This window comes from Accumulibacter sp. (assembly GCF_023806635.1).
Classification (GTDB): domain Bacteria; phylum Pseudomonadota; class Gammaproteobacteria; order Burkholderiales; family Rhodocyclaceae; genus Accumulibacter.
This window is the reverse complement of the sequence record NZ_JAMTDQ010000006.1, coordinates 150,837-177,360: the sequence shown is the minus strand read 5'-3', so window position 1 is coordinate 177,360 and position 26,524 is coordinate 150,837. Positions and strand designations below refer to the sequence as shown.

Here is a 26,524-nt window from a genome sequence, read left to right as displayed (position 1 = left end):
TCACCCCGGAATAGCTCGGGACGGAGAGGCTTGAATAGGGCGGGACGTAACAGCAAGCCGCAGAGCCATCGATTCAATGCGAATCCGCGTTGCCGGGGCGGCGCCGACGAGCAGCGGCGGCGAGACCCTGAGCAGCGAACTCGACGTTGAATTTCACTACCTGGACCGCTTGGTGGCGGGTGCCGACCAGCCGTCCGCCCTCCGGCACGCACTGCGAGGAATCGTTCGACCGCCGCCGCCCGCCGCCCGCGCCCCATCCGCACGCAGGGCGAAAGCTGGTAGCATGTGCTGCCTGCCTTGGCTGCCCGCATCTCGTGGACCGCCAGGGTCTTCGGCACCTTCGGGAGGATCGACACCATGCCCATCTTCGAATACGAGTGCGCTGCCTGCGGGCAGGAGTTCGAGAAGCTCGTACGCCAGTCGACGCCGGCGCCGCACTGCCCGCAATGCGACAGTACCGACCTGCGCAAGAAGCTGTCGGCATTCAATGCAGCCAGCGCCGCTCAGACCAGACGCAACGATCTTCCGGCATCCTGCGGCAGTTGCGGACACCCGGATGGGCCGGGCGCCTGCCACCTGCACTGAAAGCCTGCCCTGCGCGATCCCCCTGCCATCCGGGGCCACTGCCAACTGCCAGCGCCTGCCCGCAACCAGCCGTGCGGCACGACGGGCTCGATGTGCTTGCCGAAATGACCTGACGACCGCCTCATGGCGTTGCCGGGGCCGCATCCTCATGTTCGGCCACCAACTCGCGGTAGGCATGCCAGGTGGCATGGCCAACCAGCGGCGTGGCGACGACCAGGCCGGTGAACAGCGTCGCAAAACCGATACCGACCAGGAGGACGATGCTGCCTGCCCACAGCAGCATCGGTCCCGGGTTGCGGCCACAGGCGACGAGGCTGGCGATGGCCGCGGTCACCGCATCGGTCTTGCGATCGAACATCAACGGCAGCGAAACCGCACCAATGGCAAAAACGAAGGCAGCGAAGAAGCCGCCGACGGCGAAATAGACGAGTGAGAACTCGGGTTGCTCGAAGGTCAGGACGCTGCGCACGACTTCGGCAAAGGTTGGCAGACCGCCGGTGAAGAAAAGCGCGAAAACGACCATCGACGCGCGTGCCCAGATCAGCAGGACGATCGTCAGCAGGGCTGCGAACAGGCCGACGTTGGGGAGATTGGGGCGCCAGGCAGCCAGTGTCGGTACCAGGCGGGGCGGCTCACCTCGCTCGATGCGCCGACTGAGGTCGTACAGTCCGATCGCGAGGAAGGGACCGACCAAAAGGAAGCCGGTCGTCAGCCCGGCAAAGAGCGCGTAGGCTTCGGCAAACACGAAGTACATCAACCACCCGGCGGCGGCGAAACAGATTCCGTAGAAAGCGCTGGCGACGCCCGACCTGCGGCAGTCACGCCAACCGGCGCCGAGCCAGCGCGGGATCGCCGCGGCGTCGATGCTGCGGATGACCGGGAAGTGGCTGGCCGGATGCCCGGCCTGGACGCTGTCACTGTCGCTCATTCTTCTTACCCTCCTGTGGCTGGGATCCCGGAAAGTGCGGCGCTTCGCGTTGCTGCGGCCGACTGTTTGGCGGCTTGCGGCGCGCCAACCGTGGCGCCGGCCTGCGAGCGGCGTCGTTGGGCTCCTCCGACCCTTCCTGCCCTGAGATGGCAGGTGATTGCCGCAAGCAGAGAATAACATCAGCTGCCGACGGTGCAAGACCGTCAGCGGCACCCGATCGGCAGCGCTCTCACCAAGGCGACAGCGGCAGCTCGACAGCGTGTCCGCGGTGCAGCCACTGACCATCACCGGAGCAGCTCGTTCCGCTCTCAGAGCCGCGGAGGGTAGGCCCTGCCGGGGCGCCGCCCGATCCTCCCGGCGATCGCGTATAATCACGCTTTTTCCTGTTCTTTCTGAAGGTTAGTCATGCCCATCTATGCCTATCGCTGTGCTTCCTGTGGCTTTGCGAACGACCACCTGCAAAAACTCAGCGACCCGGCCCTCGAGATCTGTCCGGCGTGTGGCCAGACGACCTATGTCAAGCAGCTGACAGCGGCCGGTTTTCAATTGAAGGGCAGCGGCTGGTATGTCACCGACTTCAAGGGCGGACAGAAGCAGCCGTCGAGCAAGGAGACACCCGCCGCCAGCGAAGGGACAGCGGTTGCCGGCGACGGGGCGCCCGCTGCTGACAAGGCTGCCGCGCCAGCGGCGACCGCCACCAGCACCGACGGAGCCAACGCGTGCGCCGGCAACTGATCAAGCGCTATTTCATCACCGGCCTGTTGATCTGGGTGCCGCTGGCGATCACCGCGTGGGTGCTGACGATGATCATCGGCACCATGGACCAGTCGCTCCACCTGCTGCCGGCAGCGGTCCATCCACGAAGCGTTCTCGGCTTCGACATTCCCGGGAGCGGGGCGATCCTGACCTTGCTGATCATCCTGCTGACCGGTATCATCGCCGCCAATTTCATCGGCCAGCGTCTGGTGGTCTGGTGGGAAAGGTTGCTGGCGCGCATCCCGGTCGTCAATTCGATCTACAACAGCGTCAAGCAGGTTTCCGACACCCTCTTTTCCTCATCGGGCAACGCCTTCCGCAAGGCGCTGCTGATCGAGTACCCGCGCCGCGGCGCATGGACCATCGCCTTTCTCACTGGCCGCCCGGGCGGCGAGATGGAGCGGCATCTGGCTGGCGAGTACGTGAGCGTGTACGTACCGACAACGCCAAATCCCACGTCGGGTTTCTTCCTCATGTTGCCTCGAAGCGACGTCGTCGAACTCGATATGAGCGTTGACACGGCGCTCAAGTATGTCATCTCGATGGGCGTCGTGGCCCCGCAACCACGGCCAGACGTCGCCGGCATTGCCAGCGGCCTGACGATCAACCGGAACAGCTGAAACGGATCAGAGCATGCGAACTCATTACTGCGGGCAAGTCGATGCACGGCTCATCGACCAGGAAGTCACCCTTTGCGGCTGGGCACACCGGCGTCGCGACCATGGCGGCGTGATCTTCGTTGACCTGCGCGACCGAGCAGGCATCGCCCAGGTCGTCTGCGACCCCGACCGCGCCGAGATGTTCCACACCGCCGAATCCGTGCGCAACGAATTCTGCCTGCGCGTCAGGGGCCGCGTTCGCGCCCGGCCGCCGGGCACGGTGAATGTCAACATCGCGAGTGGCGAGATCGAGATCCTCTGCCACGAGATGGAGGTTCTCAACCCGTCGCTGACGCCACCGTTCCAGCTTGACGAAGAGAACCTGTCGGAGAACACTCGCCTTCTGCACCGGGTGATCGATCTGCGGCGGCCGCAGATGCAGAAGAACATGCAGTTGCGTTACCGCACGGCGCGTGCCTTCCGGCGCTTTCTCGACGATGCCGGCTTCATCGACATCGAGACGCCGATGCTGACCAGGAGCACGCCTGAAGGCGCCCGTGACTACCTGGTTCCGTCGCGCGTCCATCCCGGCCAGTTCTTCGCCCTGCCGCAATCGCCACAGCTCTTCAAACAGTTGCTGATGGTCGCCGGCTTCGACCGCTATTACCAGATCACCAAGTGTTTTCGGGATGAGGACCTGCGCGCCGACCGGCAGCCGGAGTTCACCCAGGTCGATATCGAGACCTCGTTCATGGACGAGGGCGAGATCATCGAGCTGATGGAGGAGCTGATTCGCACGGTTTTCTCCGAGGTGATGACAGTGGAGTTGCCTCGGCCCTTCCCTCGCCTCAGTCACCACGAAGCGATGCAGCGTTACGGCTCCGACAAGCCGGACCTGCGGGTGACCCTCGAACTGGTCGAAGTTTCGGATGTGCTCAGGGATGTACCGTTCAAGGTCTTCGCCAATGTTGCCAACAGTGAGGGCGGCCGCATCGCGGCGCTGCGGGTTCCCGGCGGCGCCAGTCTGACGCGTGGTGAGATCGACGCCTATACCCAGTTCGTCGGCATCTACGGCGCCCGTGGTCTCGCCTACATCAAGGTCAATGATGTCAGCGAGCTGAACGAAAGCGGCTTGCAGTCGCCGATCGTCAAGAACCTGCATGCCGCCGCTCTGCGGGCCATCATCGAGCGTACCGGTGCCACCTCCGGTGATCTGATCTTCTTCGGGGCCGACCGGCGCAAGGTGGTCGACGATGCGCTCGGCGCGCTGCGCGTTCGCATCGGTCACGAGAAGGGCTTCGTGAACGGGAACGCATGGGAGCCGGTGTGGATCGTCGACTTTCCGATGTTCGAGTACGATGATGAGGCGCGCCGCTGGAATGCCTGCCATCATCCGTTCACCAGCCCGAAGGATGAGCACCTCGGACTGCTCGCGAGCGACCCGGGGCGTTGCCTCGCCAAGGCCTATGATCTGGCGCTCAACGGCTCGGAACTCGGCGGTGGCTCGGTCAGGATCCATCGCGCCGAGGTCCAGGAACAGGTGTTCAAGGCGCTGGGCATCGCCGACGACGAGGCGCAGTCCAAGTTCGGCTTCCTGCTCGCGGCGCTGCAGTACGGCGCGCCACCGCACGGCGGCCTGGCATTCGGACTCGACCGCATCGTCACGATGATGACCGGCGCCGAGTCGATCCGCGACGTCATAGCCTTCCCGAAGACGCAAAGGGCACAGTGCCTGCTTACCGATGCGCCGAGCGGGGTCGACGAGAAACAGTTGCGGGAACTGCACATTCGCCTGCGCCAGAGGGTCGACACGCAGGTCGAGATCGGCAAGGGCTAGGTCGCGACGATGTCAAGAATCCTGGCCGTCGTCCGGCTCCTCGTACTGGCGATCGCCGGCTGCTGTCTCACCGGCACGGTGGCGGCGCGCGACAGTCGCGAAATCGGCAGCATCGCGCTCGGCGAACTGCCGCCCGAGGCCAGACACACCCTGCTGCTGATCCGCCGGGGCGGGCCCTTTCCCTACCCGCACAAGGATGGCAGCGTTTTTGGCAACTTCGAGAAGCGTCTGCCGCTGCAGCCGCGCGGCTACTATCGTGAGTACACGGTGCCGACGCCGGGCCGGCGAGATCGCGGGGCCCGGCGCATCATTGCCGGCAGCGGCCGCGGTGGTGACGTCGCCCGTTCCGGCGAGTACTACTATACTGCCGACCACTATCTAAGCTTCCGCAGGATACGCGAACAGCCATGAGCCACGACGAGTTGCTCGCCGCCCTTCAAGACGCCAGCGCCGGCGGCGTCTTTCATCTGCCTGCGCATTGCCGTGAGGCGGTCAGGCGCGCTGCGGCAGAAGCCGGCTTTGCCTGCTTCGAAGTGAGCCTTGCCGACTGTTCTCGCCTCGACGAGGTACTCGCCAGGCTTGGCATCGGTCTCGACTTTCCGGACTGGTACGGGCACAACCTCGACGCACTCAAGGATTGTCTGACCGACCTTTCCTGGGTGGAGGCGGCCGGTTACGTGCTCGCCATCGACCATGCCGGGCCATTCCTCGTGCGGGAGCCCGAGGGCTTTGCTGAGCTCGAGGAGGTTCTTACTGCGGCCGTCGCCGAGTGGCGGGCGCTGGGATATCCGATGTGGATCTTCTTCGACGCGCAGGCAACCGGGCTGGCTGCCTTTGCCGAGACGGGATGAGTCGCTTCAAGCGGCCGGTATCGGTGCTGGTCGTCATCCATACCGACGACCTGCAGGTATTGCTGCTCGAGCGCGCCGCGCACGCGGGTTACTGGCAGTCGGTCACCGGCAGTCAGGAGGCCGACGAGGAACTTCTGGCGACCGCCGTGCGGGAAGTCAACGAGGAAACGGGGATCGACGCGGTGGCAGCCGACCTGCGCGACTGGCAGTTGAGCAACCGCTACGAGATCTTCGCCGAGTGGCGGCACCGCTACGCACCCGGGGTGCGCTACAACACCGAGCACGTATTCTCGCTGCAGAGGGTGGCAACCGACGCCGTGCGCCTGGCGCCCGGCGAACACCGGGCGTACTGCTGGCTGCCTTGGCGCGAGGCGGCGACGCGCTGCTTTTCGTGGAGCAACCGCGAGGCGATCCTCATGTTGCCGGAGCGTCTGGCCGGGCGGACGCCCTGAGCGGCCGGTGAACTCATCGCGAGCCGTCGGGATGCAAGGCTGGGCGAGCAGGTAACGCCGCGAATCCGGTCGTGCAGCGCATTCACCCTCCACGGCTGTGCAGCTTTTCCAGGCAATCGCGGCAGTAACACTGGGATCCGGGCGTCGGGGCTTCGGCGAGGGGCGGCAACTCCGAACACCAGCATTCAGCGCCTGCAGCCAGCATGCCGCAAGTGAAGGGGCAGCCGCAGCGCGCGCAGCGTGACCCGCCGCTTCTCATGCCCGGCTCCGACATTGCGGTCTCACGCACGGGCCAACAGACCGTCGGCGATCCACCGCTGCAGGAAGCCGACGGCGGTTGGCGCCGGTTCGGCGTCACCCGATTCGGCAATCAGCGCGCAGCAGGCGGCAAAGGAGGCACCCGTGGCCAGGGCTTCGAGGACGTGGGCTTCGAGGCCTGCCGCCGATCGCCAGTGGCAGTCGAGCCGTGGTCGCCAGACCAGGAGCAGATGTGGTCCGTGCGGCGGCTCGTTGCAGCTGGCCAGTGGGTCGGCATCGAGAGCCTTCCAGATCGGCTCGACCTGCCAGTCCAGCCGCAGCATCTGCAATGACGGCAGGAGAGAGAAACGATGCTGCGGCCAGTCCTCAGCGCCCAGTTCGGCGAGGTCGCCGAAGCTGAGGGGCTCGGCGTCGGCGGCGTCGAAAGCGGCCCGCGTTGCCCAGTCCATGCGGGCCAGATCGACCAGCGAGGGATGCGCCAGATGTTCGGCCGATGAGGCGAGGAAGTCGGGAAGGGCGTCACCGAACCAGCGGATCGAACGGAAGCGCGATGGCCTGTTGACGATGTAGGCGCTCGCCAGCGCAGCAAAGGCGTCGTCCCCGAGAGCGCGCAGCAGGACCGGGTAGTTGTCCCGCAGGGCGGCGGCCAGGCGTGCGCGGTAGGCTTGCAGGTAGATGCCGAAGCCGCCGTTGCTGGAGCCTTCGTCCGCGAAGAGACCCGGCAACGGATCGCCGTCGAGGATTGCTTGCTGGCAGCGCTGCTGCTGCTCGCCGAGCGAACTGCTGACCCTCATGCGGCGCACCGCATGTCGCCGGCAGCGGTGCTGCTGACGCGGCGCGCCCGGTCCAGTTCGGCGAGCAGGGACTCGAGTGGCGGGATGTCGTCGTCACGCTCGATCATCGTCGCCACCGGACCCAGTCGACCGACGGTGTAGGCATAGAGATCCCACACGGCATCGCAGACCGGGTGGTCGTGGGTATCGATCAGGTACGCGCCGTGGTCTTCGTGGCCGGCGAGGTGGATCTGGCGGACCGCTGCTGCCGGCATGGCGTCGATGAAGGCTTGCGCGACGAAGCCATGGTTGACGCTGCTCACGTAGACGTTGTTTACGTCGAGCAGCAACTGGCAACCAGTCCGCCCATGCAACTCGGCGATGAACTCCCATTCGCACATCTCGTCCCCGCGGAAGCGGACGTAGCTGGAGACATTCTCGAGGACCAGCGGCCGTCCGAGAAACTCCTGTACCTGCTGCACACGCGGCACGAGGTGTCGCAGGCAGGCTTCGGTGTAGGGCAGCGGCAACAGGTCGTGCAGGTTGAGTGAAGATGTGCCCGTCCAGCACAGATGATCGGATACCCAGGCTGGCTGAATCCGCTCCGTGAGCGCGCGCAACTGCTGCAGGTAAGAGCGGTCGAGAGGATCGCTGCCGCCAATCGACAGCGACACGCCGTGCATCACCATTGGATAGTCCCGACGGATGCGGTCGAGATGGTGGAGCGGCTTGCCGCCAGCGACCAGATAGTTCTCCGAGATGACCTCGAGCCAGTCCACCCGTTGCGGGGTGGCAATGAAATCGCGATAGTGCTCGCTTCGCAGACCAATCCCGAAGCCGCAAACAGGTTCGTGCATCAGCTCTCCCTCTGTCGACTTGCGGGCACCGCCGACGCCTGATCGCCGACGGCGCCGCGTGCGTGCCTTACTTGACGACCTTGCCGCCGGCGTCGGTGCATTCCTTGGCACTGCCTTTGGTCACCCAGCCCTGACCCTTGCAGGAATTCGTCGCCTTGCACTCGCTCTTGGCAGTCTTGCACTCCGAGGAGCCCTTGCACGAGTTCACGCCCGCACAGCGCACCGTCGCCGCATCGGCGGCGTGGGCGATCGGTGCCAGCAGCGTACCAGCGGCGAAGAGGGCTGCGGCAGCAGCGGCAATGGCGACACCAGGTTTTTGATTTGACATGTGTTTCTCCTTTCGTTGGATGGGGTGGGTCAGACCCGGTCAGACCGGAACCGGCTGCCTGACAACCCTTAGACGCTGGAATCGAAGAATAACTTACATCTCCGGCAAGTTTTTTTGTCTGACCGACGAGTAGCGGTGCGATCGGCCAGGCGGGGGGGGGAACGCCCCTGCCACGCTGGATACGCAGATCAAGCGAACTCCTGCGGCGATTAGCAGTCTGATGTGCCGAGTGCTAAAATGATGGTGTCCCATGATTGCAGGAGGAATGACTCACATGACCCAGGCCCTGACGTTGCCGGTCGTTTCGGCAGCCGGCAGCATCGATTCCTACATCCAGGCGGTGCGGCGCTTTCCGATGTTGAGCGCCGAGGAAGAGGTTTGCCTCGCCACCCGTTTCCGTGAGGAAGACGACCTCGAGGCTGCACGCCAACTGGTTCTGTCGCACCTGCGGCTGGTCGTTGCCGTGGCTCGTGGCTACATGGGTTATGGGCTGCCGCATGCGGACCTCATCCAGGAAGGCAACATCGGCCTGATGAAGGCGGTCAAGCGCTTCGACCCGGGACATGGCGTGCGCCTGGTCTCCTTCGCCATTCACTGGATCAAGGCCGAGATTCACGAGTACATCCTGCGCAACTGGCGCATGGTCAAGGTCGCGACGACCAAGGCACAACGCAAGCTGTTCTTCAACCTGCGCAGCCTCAAGGGCAGCAGCGATTCACTGAGCCAGCCGCAGGTGGCGGACATCGCCCATCGCCTGAGCGTCAAGCCCGAGGATGTAGTCGAAATGGATTCGCGCATGGCGGGGCACGATCTGGCGCTCGAAGGCGAGAGCAGCGAGGACGGCGCGTTTGCGCCGATCGACTATCTCGCAGACCCCTCGAGCGAGCCGTTGCGGGTGCTCGAGGCGCGGGCGCGCGATCACCTGCAGCAGGATGGCCTGCAGGCGGCGCTCGCCGGACTCGATCCGCGCAGCCGGCGAATCGTCGAGGCACGCTGGCTGAACGATGAGCATACCGCGACGCTGCACGAGCTTGCTGCCGAGTTCGGCGTTTCCGCCGAACGCATCCGGCAGATCGAAGTCAAGGCAATGCAGAAGATGCGCACCACCCTGGAGCCGATGGTGGCGGCTGTTCGCTAGGCGCGCCGCGGGCGGGCGTCAGTTGGCGCCGGCTTCCGTCCTTTGCGGCAGTTGAGCCCGCTGCCGAGTGCCTGCACGCGCGACTAGTTGCCGCGCGTCGCGGCATACTCGGCAACCGCGGCGATGTCGGTATCGCTGAGCCGGGCTGCGATGTCGCGCATGACGCGGGCTTCGTCGTTGGCCCGGCTGCCGTCCCTGTAAGCCTTGAGTTGCTTCTCGAGGTAGTTTGCATGCTGGCCGCCGATCGCCGGTGCCAGCACGGTCGGAATCCTGCTCATCAGCTTGCCCCAGTCCCGGTTTCCCTCACCCGATCTGCCGTGGCAGCCGATGCACGCCGGCACCACCTGCGGGCGGCCCTTGCCCTTGAGGAAGATCTGCTCTCCCCTGGCCAGAAGTTCCTTGTCGCTGACCTCGTTCGCCTTCATCTTCTGCCTGGCGAAGTAGGCGGCGATGTCGGCCAGGTCGGCTTCGGCGACCGCCTGGGCCTGCGGCGACATCTGCTCGTTCTTTCGCCGTCCCGACTTGAAGTCGTGCACCTGCTTGATGACGTACTCGGGCAGCTGGCCAGCCAGCTTCGGCCACGGATCGGCCGGCGCCGGCAGCGCGATGCTGTTGCCATCGGGGCCGTGGCAGGCGGCGCAGACTTCCGCCTTGGCCTGACCGAGTTCCGCGTTGCCGGCGGCGAGCGCGGCACCGTTGACCCCAAGAAACGCCATTGCCAGCATGGACGCGGTCTTGAACATGTTCCTTCCTTCCTCCCTTTTGGGCAAAAACCAGACTTTGCACGACGACGTACATTCTGTCATAATTCCGCGACAAATTGTCACAGGCCGGGTATTTTGAGGATCCGCCGCCGAGCTGGCAATCGGGCGCGACGGGCGCCCGCCGTCAAACAAGGACCACGAAGGGAGGATTCGCGATGTCCCAGCAAGATGCCGCCCACCACCATGCCGGCCACGCCCACGCCCACTGGGACTACAGCATCTGGCCGGCAATCATCAGCATCGGCGTCCTCGCCTGGAGCCTGGCCTTCTGCTTCCAGTTCGTCTATCACATGCCCTTCGCCGCCCTGATCACCTTCGGCCTCGGTTTGCCGATGATCCTGGGCGGTGTCGCCGGCTGGACCAACGAGGCGATCGGCAAGGGGGAGGGTCTGTCTTACGGCGCGATGGGCTGGTTCATCCTGGCCGAGGCGATGATCTTCGCAACCTTCTTCGTGTATTACTGGTACATGCGCCTGTCCGCGCCGTCATGGCCACCGGCCGGGACGCCGACGCTGCCGATCGTCTACCCTCTCGTGATGACGGTGATCCTCGTCACTTCCTCGTTCACCATCCACATGGCGGAAGAGGAGGCGATGCATCGCGGCGATCGGGGAACGGTTCTCAAGTGGTTGCTGTTGACCATGCTCCTGGGTTTCACCTTCCTCGGCATGTCGATTTACGAATGGGGCCACCTGATCGCCGAGGGTTTCACCATCTCCAGCAATGCCTTTGGAACGACCTTCTACTCGATTACCGGACTGCACGCTTCACATGTCATCGTCGGCCTGGCGATTTTCACCGCCGGGCTGTTTCCTGCCCTGAAAGGCACCATCCCGGCGGGGTTCTGGCGGCCTGCCAGCCTCTACTGGCACTTCGTGGACATCATTTGGTTCTTCGTCGTCTCGCAAGTCTACTTCTGGTAGTCGCGGTGTCGGGTTTCGCACACGCAGTCGGCGAGCCGACCCGCAGCAGTTCGCCGGACACCTCCATCATGCGCATCGACGAACCGCAGTTCCTCGGCGCGCGGCTGGATGGTGCCGTCGGCTTCATCGACAGCGACGGGCAGAGCTTCCCGCTGCGGCAAATGTTCGGCAAGCCGCTGATCCTGTTGCTCTCCTACTACGGTTGCGACGGAACCTGCCCGACGATGAACAGGGAGCTGGCGAAGGTGCTGGCGAAGGTCGACCGGTTCACGCTGGGCACCGATTACCGCGTCCTGACCGTTTCCTTCGACAAGCGCGATTCGAGCCGCACGGCGGCCGAGTTCCTGCGCCAGACGGGAGGAATCCCGGAGCAGTGGCACGCCGGCTGGCGGCACGCAGTCCTTGCTGCCGACGACGTCGAAGCCTTTGTCGGCAGCGTGGGTTTCCGGTTCTTCTGGTCGGATGCAGCGCAGGCCTTCCTGCATCCGAATGTGCTGGTCTTCGTCACACCGGAAGGGCGGGTGGCGCGCTACATCTACGGGACGCGGATGGACGCCACGGCGATCGAAATGGCGCTGACCGAAGCGGACTGGGAACGTATCGCCAATTCGACGGCGATCTTCGACATCGTCAGCGGAGCGTGCTTCAGCTACAACTACGAAGAAGGCAGGTACCAACTGAATTACTCGCTGCTCGCGGGGTTGGGGTCCCTGATCCTGGGCCTCGTCCTGATGGGCCTGGGAGCATGGGGATATCGGAGGAGGATTGGGAGGTTGCATGAATAGGATACTCAAGCACTGGGCAGCGACGGCTCTGATCGCGGTCAGCAACGTTGCCATGGCGGCAGGTGGGGATGGGCAGAGCAGTGGCCAGACCCCGGCTTCGGGCAACATCGCGAAGCTCCAGTATCTGCACAAGGGCGAGGCGCGGATCGCCGACCCGGCTCCCGGTTGGGACTACCTCTGGAAGGAGGTGCTGATCGACATCACGGTAATCGGCATCCTCTTTGCCCTGATGACGGCCTTTTTCATCTGGCGCTATCGGCGGGTGCCCGGCGGACCACAGGTCGGCAGCGCACCGAAGCTCTCGCCCGCAGCAGCGATTGGCTGGGCCGTCATCCCGGCCTTCGTCTTCCTGGCGGACGACCTCTTCCTTGCCGCCAACGGCTGGGTGCTGTGGAACAAATTCCGCGACGTGCCGGCGGATCGTCTCGAGATCCATCTCGAGTCGGGGATGTACAGCTGGGACTACACCTATCCGAACGGTGTGCAGACGCAGAACGAGCTGGTCGTTCCCGCTGGCAAGGCCATCCTGCTGCGCATGACGAGTCGCGACACGCTGCACAGCCACTTCATTCCCGACTTCCGGGTGAAGGAAGACTCGATGCCGGGTCGCACGACCTTTCTCTGGTTCCTGCCCAGGGAGGCGGGCAAGGAGCACGTCGTCACTTGTGCCGAGTACTGCGGCGTCATGCACTCGTACATGGCGGGCCGCATCATCGTCAAGACGCCTGAAGAGTTCAAACAATGGTATGAAGCCGGCGCGGCTGCTGCCAAGAGAAGTAGTTGAGTGACGGGAGGACGCTGGACATGAACCTGAAAGAATGGATCTTCACCACTGATCACAAGCGCGTTGGCGTGTTGTACCTGATCGGCTCCATGGCTGCTTTCATCGTCGCCGGCATCATGGCGATGTTGATGCGGGTCGAGTTGTCGACGCTGGGGCCGACGATCACCAGCAATCCGTCGAGCTACAACGTCTGGCTTTACGCGCACGGCGCGGTGATGATCCTTGGCTTCCAGATTCCGGCGTTGACCGGATTCTTCGCCAACTATTGCATTCCGCTGATGATCGGGGCCAAGGATGTCGCGTTTCCGCGCGTCAACGCCCTGTCGGTGTGGTTGTTCTACGTCGGCATCATTCTCGCGCTGCTGACCTTCTTCATTCCCGATCCGCCGGACGTCATGTGGACCGGCTATCCGCCGTACTCGACGATCACCGCCGGAAACACCGCCCTCTACTCCTTCACGGTGCTGATCCTCGGCTTCGCGTCGATCATCGGTGGCGTCAACTTCCTGACGACCATCGCCTACATGCGCGCGCCGGGCCTGACCTGGAACAAGCTCAACATCTTCGTCTGGTGCACGCTCGGTGCCTTCGTCCTGCAGCTCATCTTCGTCCCCGTGCTGGGCACGGCCGTGACGCTGATCAGCATGGACAAGTATCTTGGAACCACCTTCTTTGATCCGGCGCGCGGCGGCGACGTCCTCACTTACCAGAACCTCTTCTGGTTCTATTCGCACCCGGCTGTCTACGTCATCTTCCTGCCATTCTTCGGCGTCCTGTTCGAGATCGTCGCCACCTTCGCCAAGAACCGGGTCTTCAACTACAACGCGGTCGTCTATGGCGGCATCGGCGGCATCATCCTGCTGTCGGGCGTCGTGTGGGTCCATCACCTGTACGTGTCCGGCATGATCGACTGGATCCGAATCGGTCAGATGGTCACCACGCTGATGATCTCGGTGCCTGTCGGTCTCATGCTGATCGGCCTGGTGGGAACGCTGTACAAGGGTTCGATCACCTTCGAGACGCCGATGCTGTACGCGCTGGGAGTGCTGTTTCTCTTCCTGATCGGCGGCCTGACCGGGATCCCGCTGGCGCTGCCCTCCCTGACGCTGCACCTGTCCGAAACCTATTACGTGGTCGGACACTTCCACTACGTCATGGCGGTTGCCGGAACCTTCTCGATCTTCGCCGGAGTCTACTACTGGTTTCCCAAGATCACCGGACGCATGTACAACGAGTTCTGGGGCAAGCTGGGGTTCTGGGTTACCTTCGTCGGTACCAACATCGTCTTCTGGACGATGATGGACATCGGTGTCAAGGGAATGCCGCGCCGCTATTACGATTACTCGCACTTTTCGCAGTTCGAGGGCGCGCATCAGCTGATGACGATTGGCGCAGCCATTCTCGGCGTCGGTTTTGCCATCGCCCTGGTGAACTGGATCGTCGGCGCCATGAAGGGCGCACCTGCCGGCGACAACCCGTGGCAGTCGATGTCGCTCGAATGGACCACCGTCTCGCCACCGCCGCATGGCAACTGGCCGTCGCCGCCGAGCGTGAGTGCGGAGTGGACGCCCTACGCCTACGACAGGCGCTGAGTTGCCCGTGTGGATCGGGCGCCTGCGGGCGCCCTTTTTCTTGCCGTCGTCGCCGGGCCGGACGGGATGAGCAGGCGCGGGTGGCTGACCGTACTGGCTGCAGGTCTTCTTTTCCTCGTGCTCGCCGGCGGCCTCATCTGGCGAGCCTTGTCGGTCGATCGCGCGGCACCGCTGGACCCGACGCAGATCCGCCTGCAGTCGGCGACGATGCTCGACGACGAGCGACCGCTTCCTCCCTTTGAACTCGTCCGCGAGGGCGGCCACTTTGCCAACAGCGACCTGATGGGTCGCTGGACGCTGCTTTTCTTTGGCTATACCTTCTGCCCGGACATTTGTCCGACCGCCCTCCATTTGCTGAAGGAGCTCAGGAGCAGGCTGGCCGAACGGGCCGTGGTCCTGCCGCAGGTGGTGATGGTCTCGGTGGACCCGCGCGACGACCCGCAGACGCTGAGCCGCTACACGAGCGCGTTCGATCCGGACTTCATCGGTGCCACCGCTGACGACGCCGGCCTGGCACCGCTGGTGCAGCATCTCGGCGTCTACTACCTGCGGCACGACAGGGACGGGAAGCCGGACTACGCGGTGGACCATTCGGCGGCGATCTACCTGATCGATCCGCGCGGACACCTGCAGGCCGTTTTCCCGGCGCCGCAGACACTGTCGGCGATGTTGCAGGATGTCCTGGCAGTCGTACGCTGAATCGTGGCGTGGAAGCCGTCACGAACAGGCCGGGATGCGTGCTGCAGGCGCGTTCGACGAGCATGATTGACCATCTGGAATGGATTGAAGCCCATGAAAGCCACGACCTTTTCCCGCTTGCAGCCGACGCTTCAGCGTCTGCGTGCCTTCGTCGCGCTGACCAAGCCGCGTGTGGTGTCACTGATCGTCTTTTGCGCCGTGATCGGCATGTTCCTGGCATCGCCCGGGCCGGTGCCGACGCCGGTGCTGGTCTTCGCGACCATCGGCATCGCTTTCGTCGCCGGTGCCGCCGCGGCCATCAATTGCCTCGTCGAGGAACACATCGACGCGCGCATGGCGCGTACGCGGGCACGGCCGCTGCCGCTGGGCGAGGTCAGCGCCTTCGAGACCTTCTTCTTCTCGGGCATTCTCGGTGGGGCGGGGTTGTCGCTTCTTTACCGCTTCGTCAATCCGGTGACGATGTGGCTGACCCTCGTCACCTTCGTCGGCTATGCGGTGGTCTACACGCTTTACCTGAAGCCGCGGACCTCGCAAAACATCGTCATTGGCGGCGCGGCCGGGGCCATGCCGCCGGTTCTCGGCTGGTCGGCCGTGACCGGACAGGCTCCGGTCGAAGCGTGGCTGCTGTTCCTGATCATCTTCGTGTGGACACCACCGCACTTCTGGTCGCTTGCGCTCTACCGCGCCCGTGAGTACGAGGCAGCGGGGCTGCCGATGCTGCCGGTGACCCACGGTGCGGCGTACACCCGCCGCCACATCTTCCTCTACACGCTCGGCCTGAGCGCCGTGACACTGCTTCCCTACGCCATCGGGATGAGCGGCCTGCCCTACCTGGTGGCCGCCATCGTGCTCGACGGGGTCTTTCTGGCCCATGCCTGGATCATCTGGCGTGACTACTCCGACCTGGCGGCGCGCAAGACCTTCCGCTGGTCGATCATCTACCTCGCCCTGCTCTTCGCTGCCCTGCTCATCGACCACGCGCTCTGACTGCGGTCGCGTCATCGCCGCCAGGCTGCGGCAGCAGACTCTCAAGCCTGTGCCGGCCTGTCGGCGAGGGCAGCGAGCAGCCTGTCGTGCAGGCCGCCGAAGCCACCGTTGCTCATGACCAGGATCTGGTCTTCAGGCCTGCTCGCAGCGCAGATTCGCTCGACCAGGCGAGCGAGATCGTCTTCGACGTGCAGCCCCTCACCAAGCGGCGCGAGGGTCTCGGCGACGTTCCAGCCGAGCCCTGCGCTGTAACAGAACACCAGGTCCGCTGCGCGCAGGCTGCCCGCGAGCTGGTCCTTCATCACCCCCAGTTTCATCGTGTTCGAGCGTGGCTCGATGACCGCCAGAATGCGCCGTCTGCCGACCTTGTCGCGCAGGCCCTTGATGGTCGTCGCGATGGCGGTCGGGTGGTGGGCGAAATCGTCGAAAACCGTCACACCGTTCGCCGTGCCGCGGACCTCGAGACGACGCTTGACGTTGGTGAAGCCGTGCAGGGATTGCAGCCCGCGCGTCAACGGGACACCGACGTGACGTGCGGCGAGCAGGGCGGCGACGGCGTTGCTGCGATTGTGCTCCCCGTTCAGATTCCAGGTCGTACTGCCAATCAACTCGCCAGCCTGCAGGAGATGCAGGCTGCCGTCACCGTCACTGCCCTCCGCATACCAGCTGGCACCGTCGTTGAAACGCTCAACCGGAGTCCAGCATCCGCGGGCCAGTACCCGCTCGATGGCGCTCTCGGCGGCGTTCGCGACGATCAGGCCGGAGCGTGGAAGGGTGCGAACAAAATGGTGGAGCTGGGTCTCGATCGCCGCCAGATCGGCGAAAATGTCGGCATGATCGAACTCCAGGTTGTTCAGGATTGCGGTCCTTGGGTGATAGTGCACGAACTTCGAACGTTTGTCGCAGAACGCCGTATCGTACTCGTCGGCCTCGATGACGAAGAAAGGCGACTTCCTGAGCTCGCCGGGAAGACGTGCCGAAACGCCGAAGTTCAGCGGTACGCCGCCGATCAGGAAGCCCGGGCTGAGGCCGGCTTCCTCGAGGATCCACGCGAGCATGGCGGCCGTCGTCGTCTTGCCGTGCGTCCCGGCGACTGCTAGGACCCAGCGCTGCCGCAGCACGTGCTCGGCAAGCCACTGTGGGCCGGACAAGAAGGGCAGATTGCGGTCCAGGATTTCCTCCAGCAGCGGGGTGCCGCGCGAAATCGCGTTGCCGACCACGTAGCAATCGGGATCGATTGCCGTCTGCGCCGTGTCGTAACCTTCGATGACTTCGATCTCGGCGGCGGCCAACTGGCTGCTCATCGGTGGATAGACGCCGCTGTCGCAACCGGTCACATGATGTCCGGCAGCCCGCGCCAGTTGCGCGACACCCGCCATGAAGGTGCCGCAGATGCCGAGGATGTGGATGTGCATGTCGCGAATCCTAGTAGAATCTGCCGAAGGCGCGATTGTAACCGTGCCCGCTGGCTCAGGGGCCGGCAAGGGCCCGACCACCGGGCGCAGCGCCACGCATCGGGAGCCGTCGATGAACAGCAGCCAGGATCGCCAGCGCAGCGCGCAGTCGCGCAGTCAGCTTGCTGCCCTCGCAGCGCGCCTGATGGCCGAGGATGGCATCAGCGACATCGCCCGCGCCAAACGCAAGGCGGCGCGTCAACTCGGGTTGGCGGCGAACGCCGCCCTTCCTGACGACGCTGCGGTCGAGGAGGCCTTGCGGACGCACCAGCGCTTGTTCCACGAAGCGGAGCAGCATGCGCGGCAGCAGCAGCTTCTCGCCATCGCCGCACGCCTGATGACCGCGATGCAACGCTTCAATCCTTATCTCACGGGGGCGGTACTCGACGGTACGGCCGGGCGCTACACCGAAATCGACATCCAGCTCTTCGCCGACAGTGCCAAGGACGTCGAGATCTTCCTGCTCAACGAGAAGTTCTGTTTTTGCCACAGCACGCCACGCACCGAGCGAGCCGAAGCAGTCCTCACACTGGTCGCCGACGACGTGACGGTCAACATGGTGATCTATCCACGGACTGAAGAACGTGTCGGCTTTCGCACGCGTGACGGCAGGCCGCGCGCACGGGCGCGCCTCGCGACCGTGCGCCGATTGCTCGACGAGGCCTCGGCTGTCAGCCGCTGACCGGCGCAACAACCCATCTGCGTCTCTCCCGACACCGCCCTCCAGTGGCCCGCTCCGTCGTTTGGGCGGCGCCGCACGAACTGCGTGCGGCCAAGGTTCTGCTGGACAGAATGCCGCCATTTGCGGCAAACTCGCGCCCATGAGGAAGCAAAAGGATCCGTCGTCGACCGTCGGCCAGCCGCCGGAGGCGCCGCGTCTGTTGGTACTGCATGGCCCCAATCTCAACCTCCTCGGTACCCGGGAACCAGCCCACTACGGTTCGACGACCCTCGCCGAGATCAACATGGCGCTGGCGCATCGTGCGGCTGCCGCTGGCGTTCACCTGGAGGCCTTCCAGAGCAACCATGAAGGTGCCCTGATCGAACGTGTCCATGCGGCGCGGCAGCAGGGCATCCGCTACCTGATCGTCAATCCCGCCGCGTACACCCATACCAGTGTCGCGCTGCGCGACGCCCTCGCCGGTACTGGCCTGCCCTTCGTCGAAGTGCACCTGTCGAACGTCCATGCCCGCGAGCCATTTCGTCACCACTCGTATTTCTCCGACCTGGCGATCGGCGTCATCTGTGGCCTTGGCAGCGAGGGTTACCTGTTGGCGCTCGAGTACCTGTTGCGCCAGATGGCGACCGAATGAGCACTTTGTTTCCCTCAGGCTGCGGTCCCCTCTCGGGCGGCTGCATGGGCGTGACCGCAAGAAGGGCAATCATCTGGAGCAAGTGAATGGATCTGCGGAAACTGAAGAAACTCATCGACCTGGTCGAGGAGTCGAGCATCACCGAACTCGAGATCAACGATGCCGAAGAAAAGGTTCGCATCGTCAAGCACGGAGGCATGGTCTCGCATCACTATGCCATGTCGCCGCTTGGGTCGGTGCCGGTGACCGCCGCTCCGACCGCATCGGCGGCAGCGGTGGCGCCGCCGGCCGAGCCGGAACTGCCTGAAGGCGACGCCGTCAAGGCACCGATGGTCGGCACCTTCTATCGGGCTCCCAGCCCGGGCGCCGAGCCCTACGTCGAAGTCGGCAGCACCGTCAAGGCAGGCGATACCCTGTGCATCATCGAAGCCATGAAGCTTCTCAACGAGATCGAAGCAGAGCGCTCGGGCACCGTGAAGGCCATTCTGGTCGAGAACGGTCAGCCGGTCGAATTCGGTGAAGCACTCTTCATCGTCGGCTAGGGGGCACTTTCACCATGTTCGGGAAAGTCCTCATCGCCAACCGCGGGGAGATCGCCCTGCGCATTCAGCGCGCTTGCCGCGAACTGGGCATCAAGACCGTCGTCGTGCACTCGGAAGCAGACCGCGAAGCCAAGTATGTCCGGCTGGCCGATGAGTCGGTCTGCATCGGCCCGGCGCCGTCGGCGCAGAGCTACCTCAACGTGCCGGCAATCATTTCGGCAGCCGAGGTCACTGACGCGCAGGCGATCCACCCGGGCTACGGTTTCCTGTCGGAAAATGCCGACTTTGCCGAGCGCGTCGAATCGTCGGGTTTCGTCTTCATCGGGCCGCGGCCGGAGACCATCAGGCTGATGGGCGACAAGGTCACCGCCAAGGAGGCCATGCGGATCACCGGTGTGCCCTGCGTGCCGGGATCGGAGGGGGTTCTGCCCGAGGATCCGCGCGAGGTCGCGTTGCTCGCCAGGGCGGTCGGCTACCCGGTGATCATCAAGGCGGCCGGTGGCGGCGGTGGGCGCGGCATGCGGGTCGTGCATACCGAGGCGGCGCTGATCAACGCCGTCAACATGACGCGGACCGAGGCCCAGAGCTTCTTCGGCAATCCGCAGGTGTACCTGGAGAAATACCTCGAGAATCCACGGCACGTCGAGATCCAGGTGCTTGCCGACAGTTTCCGCAACGCCGTCTATCTCGGCGAGCGCGACTGCTCGATGCAGCGCCGTCACCAGAAGATCATCGAGGAGGCTCCGGCTCCCGGTATTCCCACCCGCCACATCGTCCGCATCGGGGAGCGCTGCGCCGAGGCTTGCCGCCGGCTCAACTACCGCGGTGCCGGCACCTTCGAGTTCCTGTTCGAGAACAACGAGTTCTATTTCATCGAGATGAACACCCGCATCCAGGTCGAGCATCCGGTGACCGAGTCGATCACCGGCGTCGATCTCGTTGCCGAGCAGATTCGCATTGCCGCTGGCGAGAAGCTGCGTTTTCGCCAGCGCGACCTGACTTTCCGCGGCCACGCGATCGAATGTCGCATCAACGCCGAGGATCCCTTCACCTTCCTTCCGTCTCCCGGAAAGGTCAGTTTCTACCATCCACCAGGCGGCCCCGGCATTCGTGTCGACTCGCACATCTATCAGGGCTATACCATCCCATCGCATTACGACTCCATGGTTGCCAAGGTGATCGCCTACGGCGACAGCCGCGACCAGGCGCTGCGCCGCATGCGCACCGCGCTGTCGGAAATGAGCATCGACGGTATCAAGACCAACATCGCCCTGCATCAGGAGTTGTTGCAGGATTCCCGTTTCATCGAGGGCGGCACCAGCATCCACTATCTCGAGCAGTGGCTGGCTGCCAAGGGTGAGGTCAAGAAGGGCGGCTGACCAGCGCCGATGACCGATGGCCTGGCTATCCCTGAGCATCCGCACCGATTGCCTGCACGCCGAGCGGCTTGCCGATGCCCTGCTCGAAGCGGGGGCCCTCGCCGCCAGCATCGAGGACGCGGACGCCGGTACGGCCGAGGAGGAACCGCAGTTTGGCGAGCCTGGCTCCATCAGTCGTCCGGGCTGGCAGCACTCGCTGGTCGTTGCCCTGCTGCAAGCGGACGCCGATGTCCGTGAACTCCTTCAGCGCTGCGGCGTGCAGGCCGGCCTTGCCGAACTGCCTCCGTTCAGCCTGGAGGAAGTTCCCGAGCAGGATTGGGTGCGACTGACGCAATCCCAGTTCGAACCGATTCGCGTTGCCCAGCGCCTGTGGATCGTTCCCTCCTGGCACACCGCTCCCGATCCCGGGGCAATCGTCCTCGTGCTTGACCCCGGGATGGCATTCGGCACCGGTTCCCACCCGACGACGCGGCTCTGTCTCGAGTGGCTCGAGCGATCGGTCACCCCGGGCGTGTCGCTGCTCGACTATGGCTGCGGCTCCGGAGTCCTCGCCATCGCCGCCGGTCGGCTCGGTGCGAGCGAGATCGTCGGCGTCGACATCGACCCGCAGGCGGTCGTCGTCGCCCGGACCAACGCCGAGGCCAACGGTGTCGCTGCCCGCTTCCAGGAATCTGCCGATCGACTGAGTGGCCAGTTCGACATCGTCGTCGCCAACATTCTTGCCAACCCGCTGCGGGTTCTTGCTCCGGCCCTCTGTGGCCACCTCGGCCCAGGCGGTATGTTGGCACTGTCCGGCATCCTCGTCGACCAGGCCGAAGAACTGATCGCTGCCTACAAGCCGCATCTGACGCTGACGGTGGTCGGCACGCGTGATGGCTGGGTCTGCCTGGCGGGCAGCAGGAACTAGCGATGCGCACCTGCTGCCCGAGCTGCCAGACCGTATTTCGCGTCACTCCGGAGCAGCTTCGGCTGCGGGCTGGCAAGGTTCGCTGCGGTCAGTGCCGGGCCGTCTTCAACGCCATCGAGAACCTCGTCGATGGCGAAAGCAATGCGCCTGCGCCGGCAGCGCCGGCGAAGGCGACCCCCACGGTGGCCCTGCCGCCATCGGCGGCACGCGCCAGCTCTCGGCCGGAGCCGGCGCCAAGCGTCGCCGATGTGGCGGCAACGCCAGTCGTCGCCAGCTATTCGGCAACCGCGGCGGCGATCGACCCGGGCACCCCGTCGTCTCCCTCGCCAGATGGTGACGGGCCGGACCTGGCGGCGGACGAATCACGATCTGCCGAGCGCCAGCTGCCGGATGCCGCAGCCGACGATCGCTTGCCAGCCGGCGAAGGCGAGGGCGAAGGCGAGGGCCGGCCGGGGGCGTCGCAATGGCTGGGTGAGATGCCCGCGGCGCCTGTGTCGGTGGAGCGCAGCGTGCGAACGACCTTCGTCCTCGCGGCCGTCCTCCTCGCAGGCCTCCTGATTGGACAGCTCGTGTTTCACCTGCGTGGCAGCATCGCCATCAGCATGCCGGTTCTGCGGCCGGCGCTGCAGGGATTGAGTGCGGTCTTCGGCAGCGAGATCCCGCTGCCGCGCCAGGCGGCGCTGGTAAGCATCGAGAGTTCGGACCTGCAGGCGGATCCGGGGCGCGACAAGCGACTCGTTCTGCAAGCCACGCTTCGCAACCGGGCTGCCTGGGCGCAGGCCTACCCCGCGCTCGAGCTGACGCTTACCGATACGCGTGACAAGGTGGTCGCACGGCGTGTTCTGCTGCCAGAGGAATACCTCTTGCCTCCCGCAGCAGAGGACGGTTCTTTCGCGCCAAACGCCGAGATCGAGGTCAGGCTCTGGCTGGAAGCACAGCAAGTCGAGGCAGCCGGCTACCGGCTGTACGTTTTCTACCCGTGAGAGATGCTGCAGGAATCCTCGCAATCCGGCCGGGATGCCAGGCGATCGAGGACCCCTGAGCGCGACGACTGGCCCCGCCGACAGGACCCTGTCAACGTCGGTGTTATACTCGCCCGCACCCCACATCGTCCGACCGACGCCAGATCCCATGTCCACACTCATCTGCGGCTCCATCGCCTTCGACAACATCATGGTTTTCCATGATCGCTTCAAGAACCACATCCTGCCGGAACAGATCCACATCCTGAACGTCGCCTTCCTGGTGCCCGAGATGCGGCGGGAGTTCGGTGGCTGCGCCGGCAACATAGCCTATAACCTCAGGTTGCTCGGTGGTGACCCGTTGATCATGGCCACCGTTGGCGACGACGCCGATCCCTATCTCGTTCGTCTCGACGACCACGGCGTCGCGCGCACCCATGTGCGGCGGATTGCCGGCAGCTATACGGCACAGGCGTTCATCACCACCGATCTCGACGACAACCAGATCACGGCCTTTCACCCCGGGGCGATGAGCTACTCGCACTTGAACCAGGTTGCCGACGTGCACGGGGCCACCCTGGCGATCGTCGCACCGGACGGGCGTGACGGCATGCTGCAGCATGCCCGTGACCTGGCTGCGGCGACCGTTCCTTTCGTCTTCGATCCGGGGCAGGGGCTGCCGATGTTCTCTGGTGACGAGCTGACCGAGTTCATGCGCCTTGCCACCTATGCGTGCTTCAACGACTATGAAGCGAAGCTTCTTTGCGACCGTACGGGGCGCTCGCTCGAGGAACTCGCCACCATGGTCGAGGCGCTGATCGTGACGCGCGGTGGGGCCGGTTCCCACATCCATGTCGGCGGTCGTTGCATGGACATCCCATGTGTTCCGGCTGCGGCCGTCGTCGATCCGACGGGCTGTGGCGACGCCTATCGCGCGGGCCTGCTCTACGGCATCGCGGCTGGCTGGGACTGGGAGAAGACCGGGCGCCTGGCGGCGGTCATGGGTGCGGTCAAGATTGCCCATCGTGGTGGGCAGAACCACCGCCCACAGCGCAGCGAGATCGCCGAGCTCTATGGCCGAGCCTTCGGCAGCGCTCCCTGGTAGGCGCCCGGTCTGGTGCGCACGGGCGGCAGGCGCTGGTGCCGCGCCGTGCCGCATGGTGGTCCGTCGTCGGTACTGCCGGGCCAGAGGCTGGCGCATGACTGGCTACGCGGCGACGCCGCGGAGCCGTCGGGATCAGCCGCTGGCCGTACTGTTTGCCGCCGGCTTGCATTCGTTGGCCAGCGGACGTCCGCTGTGAGCATCCATCAGCACGCTTTTCCACGGCAGGTCGATCCACAGCAGACCGTTCTGCCGATCCTCGTAGCGCGGCAGTCCGGACGACGAAGCCTGCCGTTGCAGTGTATGCCGCTTGCCCTCCCAGCGCAGGGCGATTGCCCGGTCGTCGCGCCCCTGCCGTTCGACCTCGACGCTCTGTCCCATTTCGCAGCGATAGGTCCCGCTGGCGAGCCGGAAGTCGAGCTGTTTCCGTTCCGACCGCGGGCGGGAATCCTTCCTGTCGCCGCTTTCCGTCGACGTCTGTGTGCTGCTGGTCGCGCAGGCACCGAGCACCACAGCCAGCAAGGGCAATGAAATGCGCACAGGCCACAACATCGGCATGGTCCTCCCATCGGTTGCCGAGAACGATACCACGTGCCGCCGCTGGCTGACCAGATCACCGACGCGTTTGGCGGTCGCCGCCGGTTTGCCGGGCACGGCCTGCGTTGCCGGTCCCTTCCTGCCACCCACCCGCACGGCCGTTAGGCGCGTCTCGCGCCTGCCAGTGCCTGTCAGCCGGGGCGACGCCAATGAGGGCTGAGGACATCCCCCGCTTCCGCCCATTGACCGGCTGCTACGAACCGTCGGGAATCTACCAGCTGGATGACGGCCGCTTCATCGTCGTCGAGGACGAGGAGGAATGTCCACTGAGCCTGCTGCAGCTCGATGATCGTGGTCCGCTTGCCTGCACTCCGCTGCGCCTGCCGGCCGCCGTCCGTGACGATGGGGAACACTGGCGGTTCGACGATCTCGAGGCGGTCACGGGGGACCATGCGGGGCGCGTCTACGCCGTCACCTCGCATTCGCGGAACAAGGCGGGCGACGCGAGGCCCGCAAGGGAAAAGCTGTTGCGCTTTCGCGTGGCGGCTGGCGAGATGATCGAAGCGCGAGTGGTGGTCGATCTGAAGCATGCGCTGACGGCTGCCCACCCCCTGCTGGCCGCCGCCGCCGGTATCCGCCAGGTGAAGAAGGACGGCGGCCTGAACATCGAAGGACTCGCGATGCGGGCGGATCGGCGCGTGCTGATGCTGGGTTTTCGCAGTCCGTTGTTGGATGGGCGGGCGATCATCGCCTGCCTCGAGAATCCGGACGCCATGTTCGACGCTGGACGGCCGCCGCAGATTGCCAACCAGATGTTCAGCCTCGACCTGCATGGACAGGGCATCCGTGCCGTGGCGCATGTGCCGTTGCTCGATGGCTATCTCGTCGTCGCTGGTCCTGTCGGCCGTGAGCCGACGCCATTTTCCCTCTGGTTCTGGCGCGGTGGGCAGCAGGATCTGCCGCAGCGAGTGAGCGTGCGCGGGCTGCGGGGATTCGGACACGCCGAGGGAGTGGCGTCGGCGCTGATCGGCGGTCGCCAGTGGATCGTTCTCGTCAGCGACGACGGCAGCCGGACGGACGGGCGCTGCGCGAACTACCTGCTTGTTGATCCGCGGCAACTGCAGATCGGCTACGGATGATTGTCGCGCAGCGTCCCGGCAGCGGCACGTCCGCAGGGGAACCGCCGTCCGCAGCGCGCGCCCTTGCGCTAGTATTCAAACTACCCTCTTACGGAGATCACCAGGCATGTCCTCCCTCTTCAGTCCCCTCAGGCTCGGCGCCCTGAGCGTCGCCAACCGCATCTTCATGGCGCCGCTGACACGCTGCCGGGCGGACGCCGAACACGTCCCGACGGCATTGATGGCGGAGTACTACGCGCAGCGAGCGAGCGCCGGGCTGCTGATTGCCGAGGCGACCATGGCAATGGAAGGAAACTCGTCCTTCTGGACCGAACCCGGAATTTGCTCGCCGGCCCAGATCGCCGGCTGGCGGCGCGTCACCGACGCGGTGCACGCGGCCGGCGGCCTGATTTTTCTGCAGATCTGGCATGGCGGGCGCGCCTGCCACCCGTTGCTCAATGGCGGTGCCCAGCCAGTGGCGCCGAGCGCGATCCCGATCACCGGCGATGAGGTGCACACTCCGGAGGGGAAGAAGCCATACGTCGTGCCGCGTGAACTGCGCGACGATGAACTTCCGGCGATCGTTTCCGGCTTCGGACAAGCCGCCGCCAACGCGCGCGCGGCCGGCTTCGATGGCGTCGAGGTACACGCCGCCAACGGCTACCTTCTCGACGAGTTCCTGCGTGACGGTGCCAACAAGCGTACGGGTCCCTATGGTGGCCCGTTCGCCAATCGTGCGCGACTGCTCTGTGAGGTGCTAGCGGAAGTCTGCGCCGTCTGGAGCAGCGATCGCGTCGGCGTGCGCCTGTCACCGCTCAACAGCTACAACAGCATGATCGACAGCGACCCGATCGGGCTTGCGTCGTCGCTCGCCAGCCGGCTGAACGACTTCGACCTCGCTTATCTGCACCTCATGCGTGGTGACTTCTTCCAGCAGCAGAGCGGCGATGTGTTGACGCCGGTGCGGGCCAACTACAGAGGCACGCTGATCGGCAACATGGGCTATTCGGCGGACGAAGCGGAGCGGGCCATCGGCGGCGGCCAGGTCGACGCCGTGGCCTTTGGCACCGCCTTCCTGGCCAATCCTGATCTGCCGGCGCGGATCAGGTTGGGGGCACCGCTGAACCAGCCGAACCCGGCGACCTTCTACACGCCCGGTGCCGCTGGCTACACGGATTATCCGGTCTGGGTGCCCGGTTGAGCGTCGCGTCCGAGCGGGGTGACGCACCCTTTCCGCAGTCGCGGTGTCGCCAGCGGCCGCCGCTGCGCACGTCATCCCACCACAACGTCGGCGCCGCTGGTCAGGCAGGAGAA

Annotated in this window: 31 protein-coding genes; 23 read left to right on the top strand and 8 right to left on the bottom strand. The window is 65.0% G+C overall.

The window, feature by feature from the left end:
* The first annotated feature begins 357 nt into the window (after positions 1-357).
* The gene (locus tag NFW30_RS01615) at positions 358-585 is read left to right on the top strand and encodes a zinc ribbon domain-containing protein (RefSeq protein WP_295350320.1); all 228 of its coding nucleotides are present in this window, start codon (positions 358-360) and stop codon (positions 583-585) included.
* Between the two features lie 121 nt (positions 586-706).
* On the opposite strand, the gene NFW30_RS01610 is transcribed toward NFW30_RS01615, so the two are convergent.
* Positions 707-1,513 carry a DUF2189 domain-containing protein gene (locus NFW30_RS01610; protein ID WP_295350317.1) on the bottom strand — a complete coding sequence of 269 codons (807 nt, stop codon included), beginning with the start codon at positions 1,511-1,513 and terminating at the stop codon, positions 707-709.
* Between the two features lie 405 nt (positions 1,514-1,918).
* On the opposite strand from NFW30_RS01610, the gene NFW30_RS01605 reads away from it, so the two are divergent.
* The 6 genes from NFW30_RS01605 to nudB are packed head-to-tail and all read left to right on the top strand — an operon-like array spanning position 1,919 to position 6,008.
* Positions 1,919-2,248: an FmdB family zinc ribbon protein gene (locus NFW30_RS01605; RefSeq protein ID WP_295371637.1), complete on the top strand. Its 330-nt coding sequence runs from the start codon at positions 1,919-1,921 to the stop codon at positions 2,246-2,248.
* Positions 2,248-2,889: a DUF502 domain-containing protein gene (locus NFW30_RS01600; protein ID WP_295350335.1), complete on the top strand. Its 642-nt coding sequence runs from the start codon at positions 2,248-2,250 to the stop codon at positions 2,887-2,889. The genes NFW30_RS01605 and NFW30_RS01600 overlap by 1 nt, the downstream gene beginning before the upstream one ends.
* 13 nt (positions 2,890-2,902) lie before the next feature.
* Positions 2,903-4,705 (top strand): aspartate--tRNA ligase, encoded by a 1,803-nt coding sequence (gene aspS, locus NFW30_RS01595; RefSeq protein WP_295350311.1) that lies wholly within the window; start codon positions 2,903-2,905, stop codon positions 4,703-4,705.
* A gap of 9 nt (positions 4,706-4,714) precedes the next feature.
* Positions 4,715-5,116, top strand: coding sequence for a ribonuclease domain-containing protein (locus NFW30_RS01590; protein WP_295350308.1), 402 nt, complete (start codon positions 4,715-4,717; stop codon positions 5,114-5,116).
* Complete coding sequence (locus NFW30_RS01585; protein WP_295350305.1) at positions 5,113-5,556, top strand: barstar family protein; 444 nt, start codon at positions 5,113-5,115, stop codon at positions 5,554-5,556. The genes NFW30_RS01590 and NFW30_RS01585 overlap by 4 nt, the downstream gene beginning before the upstream one ends.
* Positions 5,553-6,008, top strand: a complete 456-nt coding sequence (gene nudB, locus NFW30_RS01580; protein ID WP_295350302.1) for a dihydroneopterin triphosphate diphosphatase — start codon at positions 5,553-5,555, stop codon at positions 6,006-6,008. Before NFW30_RS01585 ends, nudB begins: the two co-directional genes overlap by 4 nt.
* Positions 6,009-6,090: 82 nt before the next feature.
* Here the strand turns inward: nudB and NFW30_RS20010 are convergent, their stop codons facing one another.
* The 4 genes from NFW30_RS20010 to NFW30_RS01565 form a co-directional block, all read right to left on the bottom strand.
* Positions 6,091-6,267, bottom strand: a complete 177-nt coding sequence (locus NFW30_RS20010; RefSeq protein WP_363322051.1) for a cysteine-rich CWC family protein — start codon at positions 6,265-6,267, stop codon at positions 6,091-6,093.
* Positions 6,268-6,289: 22 nt separating this feature from the next.
* Entirely contained in the window at positions 6,290-7,060 is a 771-nt protein-coding gene (locus tag NFW30_RS01575) for a DNA-binding domain-containing protein (protein WP_295350299.1), read from the bottom strand.
* The gene (locus NFW30_RS01570; protein ID WP_295350296.1) at positions 7,057-7,896 is read right to left on the bottom strand and encodes a DUF692 domain-containing protein; all 840 of its coding nucleotides are present in this window, start codon (positions 7,894-7,896) and stop codon (positions 7,057-7,059) included. Before NFW30_RS01570 ends, NFW30_RS01575 begins: the two co-directional genes overlap by 4 nt.
* 67 nt (positions 7,897-7,963) lie before the next feature.
* Positions 7,964-8,224, bottom strand: coding sequence for a hypothetical protein (locus tag NFW30_RS01565; RefSeq protein WP_295350293.1), 261 nt, complete (start codon positions 8,222-8,224; stop codon positions 7,964-7,966).
* Between the two features lie 274 nt (positions 8,225-8,498).
* On the opposite strand from NFW30_RS01565, the gene rpoH reads away from it, so the two are divergent.
* Positions 8,499-9,362, top strand: coding sequence for an RNA polymerase sigma factor RpoH (rpoH, locus tag NFW30_RS01560; protein WP_295350290.1), 864 nt, complete (start codon positions 8,499-8,501; stop codon positions 9,360-9,362).
* 83 nt (positions 9,363-9,445) lie between these two features.
* Here rpoH and NFW30_RS01555 read toward each other — a convergent pair whose 3' ends face one another.
* A complete protein-coding gene (locus NFW30_RS01555) occupies positions 9,446-10,105 on the bottom strand; it encodes a c-type cytochrome (RefSeq protein WP_295350287.1) in 660 nt (219 codons plus the stop codon).
* A gap of 176 nt (positions 10,106-10,281) precedes the next feature.
* Between NFW30_RS01555 and NFW30_RS01550 the strand changes: the two genes are divergently transcribed.
* From NFW30_RS01550 to cyoE, 6 genes are all read left to right on the top strand, one after another.
* On the top strand, positions 10,282-11,049 hold the full coding sequence (locus NFW30_RS01550) for a heme-copper oxidase subunit III (protein ID WP_295350285.1): 768 nt from the start codon (positions 10,282-10,284) through the stop codon (positions 11,047-11,049).
* 68 nt (positions 11,050-11,117) lie between these two features.
* Positions 11,118-11,834 (top strand): SCO family protein, encoded by a 717-nt coding sequence (locus NFW30_RS01545; RefSeq protein WP_295350282.1) that lies wholly within the window; start codon positions 11,118-11,120, stop codon positions 11,832-11,834.
* Positions 11,827-12,618: a cytochrome c oxidase subunit II gene (locus NFW30_RS01540; protein WP_295350279.1), complete on the top strand. Its 792-nt coding sequence runs from the start codon at positions 11,827-11,829 to the stop codon at positions 12,616-12,618. The genes NFW30_RS01545 and NFW30_RS01540 overlap by 8 nt, the downstream gene beginning before the upstream one ends.
* Before the next feature lie 20 nt (positions 12,619-12,638).
* A complete protein-coding gene (locus tag NFW30_RS01535) occupies positions 12,639-14,210 on the top strand; it encodes a cbb3-type cytochrome c oxidase subunit I (RefSeq protein WP_295350276.1) in 1,572 nt (523 codons plus the stop codon).
* A gap of 66 nt (positions 14,211-14,276) precedes the next feature.
* Positions 14,277-14,909, top strand: a complete 633-nt coding sequence (locus NFW30_RS01530; protein WP_295350273.1) for an SCO family protein — start codon at positions 14,277-14,279, stop codon at positions 14,907-14,909.
* A gap of 93 nt (positions 14,910-15,002) precedes the next feature.
* Positions 15,003-15,896, top strand: coding sequence for a heme o synthase (cyoE, locus tag NFW30_RS01525; protein ID WP_295350270.1), 894 nt, complete (start codon positions 15,003-15,005; stop codon positions 15,894-15,896).
* Positions 15,897-15,937: 41 nt separating this feature from the next.
* Here cyoE and mpl read toward each other — a convergent pair whose 3' ends face one another.
* Positions 15,938-17,311 carry a UDP-N-acetylmuramate:L-alanyl-gamma-D-glutamyl-meso-diaminopimelate ligase gene (gene mpl / locus NFW30_RS01520; protein WP_295350268.1) on the bottom strand — a complete coding sequence of 458 codons (1,374 nt, stop codon included), beginning with the start codon at positions 17,309-17,311 and terminating at the stop codon, positions 15,938-15,940.
* A 112-nt stretch (positions 17,312-17,423) separates the two neighbouring features.
* Here mpl and NFW30_RS01515 point away from each other — a divergent pair, with 112 nt between their 5' ends.
* The 7 genes from NFW30_RS01515 to NFW30_RS01485 all read left to right on the top strand — a co-directional run bounded on the left by NFW30_RS01515 (position 17,424) and on the right by NFW30_RS01485 (position 23,558).
* Complete coding sequence (locus NFW30_RS01515; protein WP_295350265.1) at positions 17,424-18,032, top strand: hypothetical protein; 609 nt, start codon at positions 17,424-17,426, stop codon at positions 18,030-18,032.
* Between the two features lie 139 nt (positions 18,033-18,171).
* On the top strand, positions 18,172-18,663 hold the full coding sequence (gene aroQ / locus NFW30_RS01510; protein WP_295350262.1) for a type II 3-dehydroquinate dehydratase: 492 nt from the start codon (positions 18,172-18,174) through the stop codon (positions 18,661-18,663).
* An 86-nt stretch (positions 18,664-18,749) separates the two neighbouring features.
* Positions 18,750-19,205 carry an acetyl-CoA carboxylase biotin carboxyl carrier protein gene (gene accB, locus NFW30_RS01505; protein ID WP_295350259.1) on the top strand — a complete coding sequence of 152 codons (456 nt, stop codon included), beginning with the start codon at positions 18,750-18,752 and terminating at the stop codon, positions 19,203-19,205.
* A gap of 14 nt (positions 19,206-19,219) precedes the next feature.
* A complete protein-coding gene (accC, locus tag NFW30_RS01500; protein ID WP_295350256.1) occupies positions 19,220-20,584 on the top strand; it encodes an acetyl-CoA carboxylase biotin carboxylase subunit in 1,365 nt (454 codons plus the stop codon).
* Positions 20,585-20,600: 16 nt separating this feature from the next.
* On the top strand, positions 20,601-21,491 hold the full coding sequence (prmA, locus tag NFW30_RS01495) for a 50S ribosomal protein L11 methyltransferase (RefSeq protein WP_295350253.1): 891 nt from the start codon (positions 20,601-20,603) through the stop codon (positions 21,489-21,491).
* A 2-nt stretch (positions 21,492-21,493) separates the two neighbouring features.
* Entirely contained in the window at positions 21,494-22,474 is a 981-nt protein-coding gene (locus tag NFW30_RS01490) for a DUF3426 domain-containing protein (protein WP_295350251.1), read from the top strand.
* A gap of 148 nt (positions 22,475-22,622) precedes the next feature.
* Entirely contained in the window at positions 22,623-23,558 is a 936-nt protein-coding gene (locus NFW30_RS01485) for a carbohydrate kinase family protein (RefSeq protein ID WP_295350248.1), read from the top strand.
* 132 nt (positions 23,559-23,690) lie between these two features.
* On the opposite strand, the gene NFW30_RS01480 is transcribed toward NFW30_RS01485, so the two are convergent.
* The gene (locus tag NFW30_RS01480; RefSeq protein ID WP_295350246.1) at positions 23,691-24,107 is read right to left on the bottom strand and encodes an MliC family protein; all 417 of its coding nucleotides are present in this window, start codon (positions 24,105-24,107) and stop codon (positions 23,691-23,693) included.
* A 194-nt stretch (positions 24,108-24,301) separates the two neighbouring features.
* On the opposite strand from NFW30_RS01480, the gene NFW30_RS01475 reads away from it, so the two are divergent.
* Both NFW30_RS01475 and NFW30_RS01470 read left to right on the top strand, forming a co-directional pair.
* Complete coding sequence (locus NFW30_RS01475) at positions 24,302-25,231, top strand: DUF3616 domain-containing protein (RefSeq protein WP_295350243.1); 930 nt, start codon at positions 24,302-24,304, stop codon at positions 25,229-25,231.
* Positions 25,232-25,337: 106 nt separating this feature from the next.
* Positions 25,338-26,411, top strand: coding sequence for an alkene reductase (locus NFW30_RS01470; RefSeq protein ID WP_295350240.1), 1,074 nt, complete (start codon positions 25,338-25,340; stop codon positions 26,409-26,411).
* Positions 26,412-26,524 lie beyond the last annotated feature (113 nt).